Source organism: Nostoc sp., assembly GCF_036917615.1.
Lineage (GTDB): Bacteria > Cyanobacteriota > Cyanobacteriia > Cyanobacteriales > Nostocaceae > Nostoc.
The window spans coordinates 78574-92640 of record NZ_JBALCZ010000078.1 but is presented as its reverse complement, the minus strand read 5'-3'; the positions used below and the strand labels follow the sequence as shown (position 1 = coordinate 92640).

General features: G+C 43.4%; 13 protein-coding genes and 3 pseudogenes. 11 read left to right on the top strand and 5 right to left on the bottom strand.

The features are described 5' to 3' along the window. Positions 1–263 precede the first annotated feature (263 nt). Positions 264–596 carry a hypothetical protein gene (locus V7K85_RS28670; RefSeq protein ID WP_334818856.1) on the bottom strand — a complete coding sequence of 111 codons (333 nt, stop codon included), beginning with the start codon at positions 594–596 and terminating at the stop codon, positions 264–266. Between the two features lie 224 nt (positions 597–820). On the opposite strand from V7K85_RS28670, the gene V7K85_RS28665 reads away from it, so the two are divergent. The 8 genes and pseudogenes from V7K85_RS28665 to V7K85_RS28630 all read left to right on the top strand — a co-directional run bounded on the left by V7K85_RS28665 (position 821) and on the right by V7K85_RS28630 (position 6016). Then, positions 821–1039: a hypothetical protein gene (locus V7K85_RS28665; RefSeq protein ID WP_334818855.1), complete on the top strand. Its 219-nt coding sequence runs from the start codon at positions 821–823 to the stop codon at positions 1037–1039. Next, a pseudogene (locus V7K85_RS28660) lies at positions 1032–1449 on the top strand (retroviral-like aspartic protease). The gene V7K85_RS28665 and the pseudogene V7K85_RS28660 overlap by 8 nt, the downstream one beginning before the upstream one ends. 105 nt (positions 1450–1554) lie before the next feature. Continuing rightward, positions 1555–3147, top strand: a complete 1593-nt coding sequence (locus V7K85_RS28655; protein ID WP_334818853.1) for an FAD-dependent oxidoreductase — start codon at positions 1555–1557, stop codon at positions 3145–3147. Between the two features lie 86 nt (positions 3148–3233). Then, entirely contained in the window at positions 3234–4277 is a 1044-nt protein-coding gene (gene speB, locus V7K85_RS28650) for an agmatinase SpeB (protein ID WP_334818852.1), read from the top strand. A gap of 45 nt (positions 4278–4322) precedes the next feature. Next, a pseudogene (locus V7K85_RS28645) lies at positions 4323–4739 on the top strand (Uma2 family endonuclease); the annotation flags it as partial. A 90-nt stretch (positions 4740–4829) separates the two neighbouring features. Continuing rightward, a complete protein-coding gene (locus V7K85_RS28640) occupies positions 4830–5078 on the top strand; it encodes a tetratricopeptide repeat protein (RefSeq protein WP_334818894.1) in 249 nt (82 codons plus the stop codon). A 30-nt stretch (positions 5079–5108) separates the two neighbouring features. Continuing rightward, positions 5109–5510, top strand: a complete 402-nt coding sequence (locus V7K85_RS28635) for a hypothetical protein (RefSeq protein WP_334818850.1) — start codon at positions 5109–5111, stop codon at positions 5508–5510. A 302-nt stretch (positions 5511–5812) separates the two neighbouring features. After that, complete coding sequence (locus tag V7K85_RS28630; protein WP_334818848.1) at positions 5813–6016, top strand: hypothetical protein; 204 nt, start codon at positions 5813–5815, stop codon at positions 6014–6016. A gap of 88 nt (positions 6017–6104) precedes the next feature. Here the strand turns inward: V7K85_RS28630 and V7K85_RS28625 are convergent, their stop codons facing one another. Both V7K85_RS28625 and V7K85_RS28620 read right to left on the bottom strand, forming a co-directional pair. Further along, positions 6105–6770, bottom strand: coding sequence for a phosphoribosyltransferase (locus V7K85_RS28625; RefSeq protein ID WP_334818846.1), 666 nt, complete (start codon positions 6768–6770; stop codon positions 6105–6107). A 50-nt stretch (positions 6771–6820) separates the two neighbouring features. Further along, entirely contained in the window at positions 6821–7210 is a 390-nt protein-coding gene (locus tag V7K85_RS28620; RefSeq protein ID WP_334818844.1) for a DUF2267 domain-containing protein, read from the bottom strand. 647 nt (positions 7211–7857) lie between these two features. Here V7K85_RS28620 and V7K85_RS28615 point away from each other — a divergent pair. From V7K85_RS28615 to V7K85_RS28605, 3 genes are all read left to right on the top strand, one after another. Continuing rightward, a complete protein-coding gene (locus V7K85_RS28615) occupies positions 7858–8361 on the top strand; it encodes a hypothetical protein (protein WP_334818842.1) in 504 nt (167 codons plus the stop codon). 597 nt (positions 8362–8958) lie between these two features. After that, positions 8959–10089: a hypothetical protein gene (locus V7K85_RS28610; protein ID WP_334818840.1), complete on the top strand. Its 1131-nt coding sequence runs from the start codon at positions 8959–8961 to the stop codon at positions 10087–10089. A gap of 100 nt (positions 10090–10189) precedes the next feature. Beyond that, positions 10190–11452, top strand: coding sequence for a glycoside hydrolase family 10 protein (locus V7K85_RS28605; RefSeq protein ID WP_334818838.1), 1263 nt, complete (start codon positions 10190–10192; stop codon positions 11450–11452). A gap of 380 nt (positions 11453–11832) precedes the next feature. Here V7K85_RS28605 and V7K85_RS28600 read toward each other — a convergent pair. After that, positions 11833–12453 (bottom strand): annotated as a pseudogene (locus V7K85_RS28600) (TonB-dependent siderophore receptor); the annotation flags it as partial. A 9-nt stretch (positions 12454–12462) separates the two neighbouring features. Continuing rightward, positions 12463–13944 (bottom strand): site-2 protease family protein, encoded by a 1482-nt coding sequence (locus V7K85_RS28595; protein ID WP_334818836.1) that lies wholly within the window; start codon positions 13942–13944, stop codon positions 12463–12465. Between the last annotated feature and the right edge of the window lie 123 nt (positions 13945–14067).

Sequence of the window (14067 nt, the reverse complement as noted above, 5' to 3'; positions counted from 1 at the left end):
TTTGACTAAAATACTCGCAGCATAAAGATTCAGCTAATTACTAATTTAGCTTGTATCAAGGGTTGCATCGGGGCGCTAGAGAAAGATAAATCAAACTATTTGCCAATTTAGCTCGTAAGCAGTGTAAAAGATCCATAGGCGTAGCCCGTCGAAGACATCGCTTCACCTCAAACCTGCATCATTCAACATCAAAACTCCAATTGTCGAGTCAAAAGAGCGTTGGCGCAGCCTGCCGCAGGCATCGCTCCACCTTTGAACATTAACTATCGAGCAAAAAGAGCGATCATTTCACCTCTGAACACCAACTGTCGAGCAAAAAGAGCGATCGCTCCACCTTTGAACACGAACTGTCGAGCAAAAAGAGCGATCGTTCCACCTTTGAACACGAACTGTCGAGCAAAAAGAGCGATCGTTCCACCTCCGAACACGAACTGTCGAGCAAAAAGAGCGATCGTTCCACCTTTGAACACCAACTGTCGAGCAAAAAGAGCGATCACTCCACCTCTGAACACCAACTGTCGAGCAAAAAGAGCGATCGCTCCACCTTTGAACACCAACTGTCGAGCAAAAAGGGCGATCGCTCCACCTCTGAACACGAACTGTCGAGCAAAAAGGGCGTTGGCGTAGCTCGCACTTCTCTACGAGACGCTACTTCGGCTACGCTCAGCACAAGTGCGCGAACGACTTCGCTCAGTGACCATCGTAGACATCGCTCTGTCTTTTTTGAGAATTGACCAATAGCGATCGCCATAAACTTTGTAACCACCTTATAGTAATTGTAAAAATATAAAAAGTATTTAGTCGTTATCTTCAACTTGATATGAGCGCAGCAGATTTATTCCCAACCTTACACAAGCTATCTCGTGCAGATAAACTCAAGGTCATGCAGTTTTTAGTTCAAGAACTGGCGACTGAAGAAGAAGCATTATCGTTACAGCCAGGAGTTACTTATCATGTGTGGTCTCCCTATAATTCTCATGAAGCTGCTAAAAAACTAGCTGCACTCCTAGAAGAAGACAAACAGGTAAACGATGCTTAATTCACAAAGATTTCTCTTCATTGAAAATCGTGATGTGTTTGGGGATATTGATGCAGTACCAATATTACCTCTGACGTTAAGCTATCAAAATTCCGTCGTTAACGTTTCGGGTTTATTAGATACTAAAGCTAGTATTAATGTTTTACCTTACAGTGTAGGTATTCAGTTAGAAGCGGCATGGGAAGAACTAACAACCTCAGTGCAACTGGCTGGAAATTTAGCAACAGTTGAAGCAAAAGGGTTAATTTTATCTGCTCAAATAGCCAGTTTTGCACCAGTTCGCTTGGTATTTGCTTGGAGTTTTACCGATGATCTGCCGTTACTTCTAGGACGCATGAATATTTTTCTTGGAATTCGATGTCTGTTTTTATCGTTCACAGATGGCTTTTGAACTGTCTCCTAAGTCGTAAAATTGAGCAATCATGCGATCGCTTGATCTCTGAACTCGAAGCTTGCACCTTTTTACACGAACTGTCGAATTGCCCAGCTTCTATCCAAGATTCCTGTATATAAATATGCCAGAAACTAAATCAAGTCCTCATACACATACAAACACATCAACTAAAGCTGATACCTTGGCTGACTCTGTTGTTTCCTCTTCTGCTCCTCAGGAAATCTACGATGTTATAGTGGTTGGCGCTGGCCCAATTGGGTTAGCAACTGCTATTGGCTTACGTAAACGTGGTATTGAAAATGTGCTTATCGTCGATCAAACTCGCGCCTTTCGTGAAATTGGACAAGCATTGGATCTTTACCCCAATGGATTACAAGCTCTGAAATATTTAGATCCTAACGCTTACGAAGAAGTCAAAAAAACTGGACTTGGTTTATTAAATCCCAAGCAGTCTAATGGCCAGAAAACTATTGAACCTACTCAAGAGCAACAACCGACAAAGACTTCACCCCAATGGGCTTACAAAGATTTACAGGGGCAGATAATTCAGTCAATATCGCTTAGTTTCGATGACTGGTTTAAAGATTATGGCGAGGGTCGAGTGTCAATTTCTTGGTACAATTTGCAGACAACCCTCAGACAGCTACTTCCCCAAGACAGAGTTAAAGCTAATCACCGTTGTATTAATGTTGTGAATGAGCCGGAAAAAGGTTGTGTCCGGATAGATTGTGTAGCTGACACCAGAATAGAAGCCAACCCCTATGCGTATTGGACAGAGGCGCAGAAACATAATGACACGCAGCCCCAAAACTCAGATGTTGCCCCCCAACAATTAGCAACAAAATCGATTAGAGCAAAACTAATTGTTGCAGCAGATGGGATTAATTCTACAGTTCGGAGGCTACTTTACACAGATACTCAATACCATGATTTTGCCCGACCTGAATACTCTGGGTTTGCAGCTATATTTTGTTGGGAAATAGCTGAGGTAGCAAAGGAACTGTGGACGAAACTAGAAGAAGATTTCTTTCAAAACTCAACACTTGTAACAATTACTAATGATGAAATATGTGGAAATTCTGTTTGTATAAATAACATCAGGATCATTTTATTTCGCAGACCAAGTGGTGAACTAGGGTACATAATACATCTTGCTTTGGCTTTAGACTCGTTACAAGGAAAGTCTGAAAGTTCTTTAATTGACTTAGCTCTCCAAGAGTTGGAGAAGGCAGGCTTTCCTGATGCGCTCAAGCAATTAGTACGTATATCTCCTCCTGCCAAGATGCAGCAGCGTCCATACTATATTCACCACGCTACCATTTCGGGTTCTCCACAAGTTTCTAACCCAACTGACCTCAATACTGAAGCTGATCCTGCCAAAATTCCACCAGCCTGGAGTGTAGGGCGAATCGTATTAGTTGGCGATGCCGCGCACGGAATGCCTCCCTTCATGGCTCAAGGAGTTAATCAAGGATTTGAAGATGCGCTAGTAGTTACAACACTCATCGCTAAAATTGCCGAGGAGAATAACTGGGATAATCTGCAAGCTATAGCCAAAGCCTTCGAGAAATATGAGTGTCTTCGTCGCCCATTGATGGCATACGTCCAACAGGCAACATTAAAACGCTCACCCTACTCGTCAGACAAAGAGTGGCAAAAATACGCCCAACAGGTGTATCGCCGCAATTTCGACCAAGTAATAGAGGCGCTGTAGTTTACCGCGTGTGAAAAATTTTGATTACAATGCAGATGTCCACTAGGCGGCGTGCTGTCTATCCACGTAAATCCAGAAGATACGCGATGAGTAATCAACTACAAGACTACAATCCCAGCGGCGTAGGTGAAATAAATGGCAATCTCTTAGGTTTGCCCTGCGATTATGAGTCTGCAAACTTGATTGTCTTTGGTGTGCCGTGGGAAGTCACTGTTTCCTATGGTGCAGGCACTGCTAACGGCCCACAGCGAATTCTCGATGCTTCGACTCAACTGGATTTGTTCGATTTCGATAACCCTGATGGTTGGAAGCAGGGGATTTTCATGGTGGAAATTCCCCAAGATATTTTAGAGAAGAACACATACTACCGCGCCTTGGCAGCAAAAATTATCGAGCGATTAGCCCAAGGTAAACAACTCTCAGATACACCAGATTTAACACCTGTCCTGAGAGAAATTAATCAGGCTTGTCAACAGGTTAATCAATGGCTGTTTGAAAATTGTCAAGAAGCAATTAACAATGGTAAGCGAGTTGCAGTCATTGGTGGAGATCACAGTTCGCCTTTAGGTTATTTCCAAGCCTTAGCGGCTAAGTACGCAAACTATGGCATTTTGCACATTGATGCCCACGCAGATTTACGCGATGCCTATGAGGGATTTGAGTTTTCCCATGCGTCTATTATGTTTAATGCGATGAAAATACCGCAAATTTCCAAGCTAGTGCAAGTAGCTTTGCGTGATATTAGTCATGATGAAGTGCAAATGATTGACCAATCTGATAGTCGCATTATTGCTTATTACGACCCAGCCATTAAACAAAAGCTTTACTCTGGAACAACTTGGATTGATTTATGCCGAGAAATCATCAGTCATTTACCTGAGTATGTTTACATTAGCTTTGATGCAGATGGTCTAGATCCAAAACTCTGTTCGAGTACAGGTACTCCTGTTCCAGGTGGGTTGGAATTAGAGCAAAGTTTTTGTCTGTTCCGGGAATTGGTCAATAGTGGGAGAAAAATTATTGGCTTTGATATCTGCGAAGTCGGTGATGCGGAGTGGGATGGTAATGTTGGGGCACGGGTAGTTTACAAGCTGGCAAATTTGATGGATTTGTCTCAACAGAAAATATAAACGGTAAAATGTGGGCAGAGTGGCAATGATACTGAACTCAAGGCGATGACAACAGCAACTCCTTCATCTCTCACCCTCGAAGAATTCCTCAAACTGCCAGAAACCAAGCCTGCTAGTGAATTTCTTGACGGTCAAATTTACCAAAAACCTATGCCTGCTGGCAAACACTCTCGCCTGCAACTCAAGTTTTGTGATGCTGTAAATCAAGTTGCAGAAACATCAGAAATTGCCCTCGCCTTTCCAGAATTGCGCTGTACTTACCCTGCGGGAAGCCGCTCTTCGAGCGTCTATGGTGGACGTTCTATTATTCCCGATGCTGCCGCCTTTATTTGGGAACGAATTCCTTTTGAAGCTGATGGCGAAGTACCCAATACTTTTGAAATTTATCCCGACTGGACTGTAGAAATTCTCTCACCTGAGCAGAGAGCTACTAAAGTTATCAGTAATATTTTGCACTGCCTTTAACATGGTACTCAGCTAGGATGGTTAATCGGGAGCATCCCAGTTTTTATTTTTCCAAAAAAGTTAAATAAAGCGTGAGAAGGTAAAGTAATAATCCACCAAGGGAAGTTGTCAGAAGCGATCGCCGCCTACCAACAAGCCCTGCGCCTCGACCCAAACAATGCATACGTTCACAATAACCTGGGGAATGCGCTGTCCGAGCAAGGGAAGTTGAAAGAAGCGATCGCCGAACTAGAAATAGCTGTTCGCCTCGATCCTAGTAGCACTCGGTTTCGTGACAACTTAGAGATTTATAAAAATAAGAAGAAGGGTTTGTGGGGGCGTTTCTTTAGTGGGTAAAATATTCTCAGTCTTATTCATCTAAACAGTGTGCGATCGCCTGCTGTTTACGATGCGATCGCTCCACCTCAAAGCTTCATCATTCCACCTCTGAACTCGGAGGTTGCACCTTTTAACACCAATTGTCGAGTTAAAAGCCTCACCATTCCACCTCTGAACTCGAAGCTTGCACCTTTTAACAGCAATTGTCGAGCAAAAAGAGTGTTGGCGCAGCCTGCCGCAGGCATCGCTCCACCTCAAATCCTGATCATTCCACTTCTGAACTCGAAGCTTGCACCTTTTAACAGCAATTGTCGAGCAAAAAGAGTGTTGGCGCAGCCCGCCTTTGACATCGCTCCACCTCAAACCCTGATCATTCCACTTCTGAACTCAAACCTTGCACATCAGAACACAAATTGTCGAGTCAAAAGGGCTGCATTTACGACGCCATGACTGAAAACACTTTACCTGTGTCTCAACTGTGGGAAAGAATGGATGCAGAATGACTCGCCTTTACAGCTATTTTCAGGTAAATAGACCACACGGTAGGGGCACAGCATTGCTCATTAGTGTCAACTTAACGTGAAAGCCTAGTCTGATAAGAAGAGTGAAAATTTTTCGATGTACCACCTAGATTTTGATCCCCCCTAACCCCCCTTTTTAAGGGGGGAACTAGAATCGAGTGCCCCCTTTTCAAGGGGGTTGGGGGATCTAAAAGAACGGGAAATTGAGTGTTTGGGCTTAAGTTGACACCTATGAACATTGCTGTGCCCTTACGACAGATGTGGTTCAAATACTTGAATTCTGCTGTAATTCAGGTTGAGGTAACTGCCAAATTCAAACGCTACTTGCAGATTTTGGCAAAGAAGTACCGGAGTATTCGCAACGATATCCAGCCAATTATTGAACAGCTTCAATCTGGAGAGTTACCAGGTGATCAAATATCTGGAATAGGCTAGACAATTTTTAAGCTCTGAGTGAAAAATAGCGATGTCCGGGGACTGGGAAAATCTTTTTCTAATACCTAATTTCAACATCAAAGCTTATCTACATGCCGATAGATATTGGTTGACCGTTCTTTGCCGCTTTTGCGAGTAAGTCGCCGACTTCTTTATCCGTAGTTTGGGGAAAGTCTTCGTACCAAAGACCAACGCTGTAGAAAGGGTTGGGTGTGGAGACACAAACGATTTCGTTCACCTCAGCTTCCAACTCTTGACAAGTTTCGGGTGCGGACACAGGCACAGCAATCACAATCTGAGCCGGTTGCTGTTTTTGCACAGCCACAACTGCAGCCCACATAGTTGCACCCGTGGCTAAACCATCATCTACCAAAATCACTGTGCGTCCTTGTAAATCTCTTAAGGGGCAATTTGGGCGATAAAGCCGTTCCCGCCGCTCTAACTCCCGTTCTTCTTGCACCGTAACCCTAGCAATTACTTCATCGGATATCTTCACCAGACTGATAATATATTCATTGAGTATCCGCACACCACCAGAAGCGATCGCTCCCATAGCTAGTTCTTCTTGATCAGGCACACCCAATTTACGTACCACTAAAACATCCAAGGGAGCATTTAACGCTTTTGCAACCTCAAAGGCAACGGGTACGCCACCCCTTGGTAGCCCTAATACTAGAACATCTGGGCGGTTAGCATAAGCGGCTAACTTCTTAGCCAAAACTTGACCCGCAAACCTCCGGTCTTTGAATAGCATGGTGTGACACTCCTGATTAGTTTTCAAAAAAATTAAGTATTTACACGCATTTACCCTTGGCTGCTCGCCTCAAACAACAAATCGAATCCCGATGGGAATTGAGAGCGAATATCATTGATCTCGCCACTGCTAATCCCTTCACTCAATACTTCAATGACAACACGGGCATGATCAACAGCATCTGGAAGCTCTACACCTTCTCTTTGGCTGATTCGCCCAAAAAATTCATCTAGAGAGAAGCGTTCTCCAGATTCTGTATATTCATCTGGCAGATATTCTGCAATGCCTCTTGGCAGTTGGACAGCAGCATTGAAAGGTTCACCTCCAGCAAGGCGTTCCGCTAGCGTCTCCAGAGTAGCACGGGTTGTAAGTTCTGCATCATTACGCGAACTGAGAAGGGCGCGATTTTGCACCTGTCCAATAAACTCATCCTGTTGCATTTTCCCTCCAGATTTGTTTTAATCCATGACTTGTTATATTTCAAATGTTCTGAACTGATCTTAGAAAGCCAAAAATTCCGTGTCCTCTGACTAACGAGGCGATATCTTCAATCTAGATCTCTATCAAACGGATGAGTTAATTTTTCTGGAGGGAGATTTTCGCATCTTGGGCTGATACCATTTCACTACTCCACACTCGCCCCGAAATGGTTTGGCAAGGGAAAATGATTTGTAGGCAGCTTAAGGTAGGCTACAGTGAAACAGTAGCCAGTTAAGTTTTCTCCCCCTTCCCAATGTTTGTTGTTAAACTATTACTGAGTATTTTTTTAACTTTATTTTTAAAAAGAATTACTTAATTGCTGGAAGATGCGAAAATCTATGAGAATACAGTGATCATGCAATTGCTAATCCTTCGTCTACCCCTTTTTAGTTACATTGTGTTAATACTACCTTTACATTATCCCTTAATTGTAAATGTGGCATAATAGCACGATATCCTCCTTCGTTAGACAATGCGTAGTATTATGCTTGGTATTAGAGAAAAAACCTCATTCCAATTACTCGTTTAACACTTTAGAGTAAAAATTAAGAGGGTAGAATCACTGAATATTACTCAGATATTTTAAAATTAGAAGCAGGATTTTTTAATGATCAGTTTAAGTAATTCGGAAAACAGTACAGTTAGCAGCACAGCAGCCACTAAAAGGCTGGCAAGGGCGATTATGGTTTCTGCTGGAGAGTTTTCACTGTTATTAGCATGTTGTAACTGTGTTCAAAAGCAGCAGCAAGTGCTGAATGTGTTAACAGAATTTTCATCAGCAGATATCCAACAAGTCGTGCTCTCACCTGCGGCTGACAAACTGTACACAGCTATTACAACTGAAATCGGTGCTACTCAACCCGAAGCTTTGATGGTAGGGGGTTTAGAATCAGTAGTGGCAATTAACCAACTAATCATCAATACCAACATCATGCGAGATGAGTTTCGCAAACAGTTTCGGTTTCCCTTAGTGTTGTGGGTGAATGATGAAATTCTGCGTAAGCTAGTCTGGCTAGCACCCGATTTCAAAGACTGGGCAGCCAGTACTATTAGATTTGATGTAGCTCACAATCAGTTAGTTGAGTCTGAACAACAAGCCATCAGCACCTAATATTGCTTAAGATTATTTTCAAAATATTGTATATGCTAAGTTGAGCCAAGCAAAACCTCAGCTCCGGTTCTGTCGGATTCTTTCCTAAAATTACTTTTATTGAACTCTGGCTTCCCAAGGTGAGGCAAAAAGCGTTGCAAGGTTTGCTCGCAAGCTATTTTCCAAATTAGAAGATGGTATAGGTTTTGGGTGCGTTAAGGAAGCCGTAACACAACGCCCTTCTCCTATCAAAGACGCTATCCAGCCTCAGAAGCCTCCGCTCCAACAACTCTGGGCAACGCAATGGCTCCCCTACAGCTACAGTTACAGCGTTTTTATATTTAATTCAACCCACCTACTTAATCAAGTCTGAGCTTCTGAGTTCTTACTTGATCCCTGTAGGACTATAGGGCGTTTTGATTGAGTGCATTTTCATCTAGAATTTGTATAAGGAACAAACAATCAGTACATCAGCGTCTGTTTTTATATCTGTTTCAGGGGAGAGATACTAAATTAATTTCAACTGGTGAAGTTCTGGAATTATATACTTGATTGTATATTATTGACCGGATACTATTTATGAGTTTTATGACTATTGACTAACATCTCTATATTACTATGAAATTCATGCTGAAAGACTACTTTAACCCCAATAAAACGCGAATTTTCGCTGCTTTGATTTTAACTGGAATTTTGTCTGTTACTAGCACTTTAACACTTATCAAAGGTGCTACGGGCGCGACTGCAAAGTTATCGCTAGAAACAAGCAATGAAGTTCTCAAAGACAATATTAAACCAAACCGCTTACCACGTCCAGTAGCTAACGCGGTACTGCAAGATTTAGGCCGCAGACAGAGAATTTTAACCAGACAAGTGCAAATTATTGATTATAATCAACAGACTTGGCGCAATGGTTGCTTGGAACTGCCTCAACCTGATGAACTCTGTACCCAAGCGTTAGTTCCTGGTTGGCGGCTTGTGGTGTCTAATGACAAACAAAACTGGATTTATCATACCAATAGTAACGGGCGATCGCTACGTTTAGCTTCGACAAACACTTCTTCAGATAAATTACCTGCGTCTGTAAAAAATGCTGTTTTGCAAGCCGCCTCCAAACGTTTGCAACAGCTAATTTCTCAGCTAACCATCATTCAGGCTCAACAGCAAACTTGGCGAGATGGCTGCTTAGAATTACCTAATGCTGATGAATTCTGTACCCAAGTTTTGGTGTCAGGTTGGCGGGTGGTTGTTAGTGGAGGTGAACAAACCTTGGTTTATCATACCAATCAAACAGGTTCTGCAATCAGGCTGAATCAAAAGGCTAGCTCAAGTCCACTGACCCCTGTGCAAATTCCAGTCAGCGAGTTACCACCACCATTAGCTCAATATGTAGTATTTAGGCAAATTTCCAGTGGTGGTTTTGCTGGCAGAACTTATGAGACTGTTTTACTCAAAGATGGGCGATTGATTCGGGTGCGGATTGGTGATGCCAATGATTCTGAGCGTAGTGTTCGCCGCGTTTCTGTGCAACAGGTGCAACAATTTCAGAGATTTTTAGAACTTTCTAAATTTAGTAAGTTCCGGAATCTGAGTTATCCAGCCCCCAGCGGTTCTGCTGATTATATCACCTACACTCTCACCAGCCAAGAGGGTACGGTTCAGTACAACGATATTTCTCTAAATAACCTGCCAAAGAGTTTACAGACAATAGTCAAAGCTTGGAATCAGCTCGCAGCCAGCGCCAAATAGTAAACCCCAGTGATGAGATTAAATAGCGATTGTTTTAGCCCTTACAGCTGTAACGATCGCTATTCATGCTTTGTTCATAATTTGATCATGTCTGTAGCAAATGATAAAAAGGTTTGTAAAGTGGTGTGTTGAGTTTCATTTGTGGTGGAACATTCGCCAAAGCAGAAAGTCTCTTTTGTTTGCCGTTATAGTTACCTTGAGTGTGGTAGCTACGGTGATGCTATCATTCCCCTTGAATGCTCAAATTAATCTGCCGCGATCGCCCGCATCTGAGTTAAGGGGGGTGTGGTTAACAAATATTGATAGTGATGTATTATTTGAGCGCGATCGCCTCAAAGGATCTTTGCAAAGCCTTGAGCAACTCAATTTTAACACCATATATCCAGCAGTTTGGAATTGGGGATATACATTGTATCCTAGCAAAGTTGCAGCCAAAGTTATCGGGCGATCGCTCGATCCCACACCCGGACTACAAGGGCGAGATATCCTCAAAGAAATTGTTGATGTGGGACATCAAAAAGGGTTAACAGTTATTCCCTGGTTTGAATTTGGCTTCATGGCACCAGCGGATTCCTTATTAGCCGAAAATCGTCCCCAATGGCTCACCAGTCGCAGCAACGGGACTCGGATTGTCAAAGAAGGCTCACATAATCGCGTTTGGCTAAATCCCTTTCGCCCAGAAGTTCAACAATTTATCCAAGATTTAATCGTTGAAATTGTTAGAAATTACAATATTGATGGCATTCAATTTGATGACCATTTTGGCTTACCATCAGAATTAGGGTACGATGCCTATACAGTGGCACTTTACAAAAAAGAACACCGTGGAAAAGTTCCCTCCAAAGACTCTCAAGATCCAGAATGGGTAAGTTGGAGAGCTAACAAAATCACCGAGTTTATGAAACGGGTATTCAAAACCATCAAAGCTACTAAAAAAGATTGCCTGGTTTCCATTGCTCCTAATCCCCAGCGTTTTTCCTACGATTTCTCTTTAGCAGACTGGCAGAAGTGGGAACGGCTGGGAATTATTGAAGACTTAGTTTTGCAGCTATATCGGGATGACTTGAATGTTTTTATTAGTGAATTAGAGTATCCAGAAGTGAAAGCGGCAAAAAGACATATTCCAGTGAGTGTGGGCATTATGGCTGGGTTGAAAAACAAATCTGTACCGATGCAACAGATTCAGACACAAGTGCAAAAAGCACGCGATCGCAATTTTGCTGGAGTCTCCTTCTTTTTCTATGAAAGCCTCTGGAACATGAGCAAAGAAAAGCCCCAAGAACGCCAGATTGGTTTACAAAAAATCTTCCCCACACCCGTAGCTTACCCGAATTTACTAGCAGGCTGGAAACCGTTCAGTTAATTTTCCTAACAATTAGAACTTACGCAATTTTACGTCTAAGTGCGTAAGTATCTAACAACTTGTCAATAAACACATCGCTTCACTAACTTACTCAATTTGCCTTCCCATTGCCCCCTGCTCACCCGTCACCACCAACTCAATCGGTTCATCCTGCTGCGCTGCTGGTTCCTCTTGCGGTGTACGAAGTGCTGGCTATTCTTCGACTTGTGGTGTTTGAGTACTAGTATTCCTAGTAATTCCAAGACTCTGCTTTCCCAATGCAGGCGTTTGGAAATCCCCCAATAGAGACACTTGAGGATTTGAGCCAGCTGTCTACAAATTAAAACTGTATGGGGGCAAGTTGTTCAGCCGATGAGCGCCCTGCATTGCCCTCACTTTTTTTAAAACTCCCACGAAATCGTGCCCTGCACGGTGAATGGCTGACCGGGGAAAACACGCAGATTGTCACGGGTAGCCTCAAAGTAGTCCACATTAAACAGATTTTTAAAATTGATCTGTGTGCGTAACTGCCCTCGTTTATAGAAAATGGCAGCATCGTTAGTCACATAGCTGGGCACCTTAAGGGTATTTTCTAAATCGCCCTGCCTGTGTTTCACAAAGAAAAATCCCACACCAAACCCTAAGCCTTGCAAAAAACCTTTTTGAATTTTATAGCTTGTCCACAGGTTAAAGGCATTCTCCGGCGTATTGTACAATTGATTAGCCACAATTGGGGTGTTGTCCTCTGTAACTCGGGCATCGGTGTAGGCATAGCCTGCATAGATGTTCCATCCTGGCAATATCTCACCTGCCATATTCAGTTCAATACCCCGGCTACGCTGTTCCCCAATCTGAATCGAAAATTGACCTGGTGGTACACCGGGTCTAGTGTCCGGCGTTGAGATATTGGTACGGGTCAGGTCATAAAAGGCAAGGGTTACTGAAAGTCGGTCATTCAAATCTGCCTTGACTCCAACTTCATACTGAGTACCGCGTTCGGGTTGGAATAGATTGCCATTAAAATCAGAACACTATCCTATTCCCAAACGCCCAGCCAAGCCAGGAGTCAGGGGTAGAAGCGTGGTAATCATCAAGAATAGAGCCAAAAGCCCCAAAGCGGCTCTAGCATCATCAGGTTCAGTAACTTCATTCAAGCTGGGGCGTTCTTGATCCCGTTGCAAGACGAAAATCACGATCGCCCAGTACATGGCAATAGTATTACCCAGAGACACTAGCGCCAGTAAAATTAAAGTTGCTACTGTTGCCCGTCCTGCGGTTTTGCGTCCATAAATCGCCTGGACAATGCGCCCACCATCTAGTTGTCCTGCGGGCATTAAGTTCAAAGCTGTGATAACTAACCCCAACCAACCAATCACCACTAGGGGATGAACGCTTACCAGGGATGACTGCAACGCCGAACCAAGGACAACTCGCGCCAAACTTCCCACCAAAATCGACCCTTGAAAAAACTGATTTGGCAATTGAAATAAACTGCCTGGGTGGGAAAGCAGCAAGCCAGTGATCAGCATTAACAAAGAAACGATACCACCTGCGGCTGGCCCTGCCAAGGCAATATCAAATAATACCTTGCGGCTGGGCAACAGAGATTCAAAGCGGGTAATTGCACCAAAGGAACCAATTTGCACTGCTGGTAAAAAGAAGGGCCAGCTAAGGCGGATTTGGTGACGCTGTGCAAGTAACCAATGACCAATTTCGTGAGCTACTAAAATCGTAAATATCCCAGCGCCTATGGGCAAAGCTTCTTGAAATCGCCCTGGATTGCCAAAGAAATCAAAATTCAGCAATAAGCCCGCAGCTTCTAAATTTGTAGCAATAGTTGCTACCAATAGCACACCTGCAAAAGCTTTTTGCGATAACAACATCGGGCGGGGATCATTGCGGCTTGGCAGGACAATCACTACTGGTCTACCATCTGTATTTTCCACTAAAAACAGGCGATATTGATCACCAAGGCGTTGTTGCAAACTTGCAGTTAGACGGTTGTGAACCTCTTCTGGTTCTCCCCGTAAATTGCCTTTGAAAATAGCTCCATTTTGGTAGGCGATCGTTTCTGTGGCGAAAAACGTATCGATACCAAAGATACCTTTAATTGAATTTAAGTCATCTTCCGGTATTGGCGGAATCTCCGGTTTCAGTTCTGCGACTGCTAATTGTGGGGAATTTGCTTCAACTGAGGAATTCGCGGCGAGTCTTTCTGTTGCGCGTTGCTTGAGGATGGCATCTTGCCCAGCTGCACGTAACTGTTTGCCCAAGAAGATGTACAATCCAGCGGAAGTCACCACTAAGAACAATATACCCGCTATATTTATGTAAATCCCTGCGGCAAACAATCCAAAAAACAGCAGCCAGGGAGTCATCAACACCACCGATTGTAACCAGGCTAAGATTCCCAGCTTCCCAAAAGGTCTGGCGCGATAAAAGCCCCAGCCCAAAATGCCTAAAGCTACCAGTAGGATTACCGCCAGGATAGAAGTTTCTGATAAAGTAAACATCTCCAAACCTTTGCTATTGAGACTGAGCCAGAACAAGTCCGGTATTGCAGATACACTTATTAATGTATAACGCCGCCTGTAATCTGCCCAAATTATCCCGCTTTGCGATGCCGAATAGCCCAA

Coding starts and splice junctions, on each gene's coding strand:
- V7K85_RS28605 (WP_334818838.1), top strand. CDS start 10,190: ATGATAAAAAGGTTTGTAAAGTGGTGTGTTGAGTTTCATTTGTGGTGG.
- V7K85_RS28625 (WP_334818846.1), bottom strand. CDS start 6,770: ATGCTATTCAAAGACCGGAGGTTTGCGGGTCAAGTTTTGGCTAAGAAG.
- V7K85_RS28610 (WP_334818840.1), top strand. CDS start 8,959: ATGAAATTCATGCTGAAAGACTACTTTAACCCCAATAAAACGCGAATT.
- speB (WP_334818852.1), top strand. CDS start 3,234: ATGAGTAATCAACTACAAGACTACAATCCCAGCGGCGTAGGTGAAATA.
- V7K85_RS28655 (WP_334818853.1), top strand. CDS start 1,555: ATGCCAGAAACTAAATCAAGTCCTCATACACATACAAACACATCAACT.
- V7K85_RS28665 (WP_334818855.1), top strand. CDS start 821: ATGAGCGCAGCAGATTTATTCCCAACCTTACACAAGCTATCTCGTGCA.
- V7K85_RS28615 (WP_334818842.1), top strand. CDS start 7,858: ATGATCAGTTTAAGTAATTCGGAAAACAGTACAGTTAGCAGCACAGCA.
- V7K85_RS28620 (WP_334818844.1), bottom strand. CDS start 7,210: ATGCAACAGGATGAGTTTATTGGACAGGTGCAAAATCGCGCCCTTCTC.
- V7K85_RS28595 (WP_334818836.1), bottom strand. CDS start 13,944: ATGTTTACTTTATCAGAAACTTCTATCCTGGCGGTAATCCTACTGGTA.
- V7K85_RS28630 (WP_334818848.1), top strand. CDS start 5,813: ATGAACATTGCTGTGCCCTTACGACAGATGTGGTTCAAATACTTGAAT.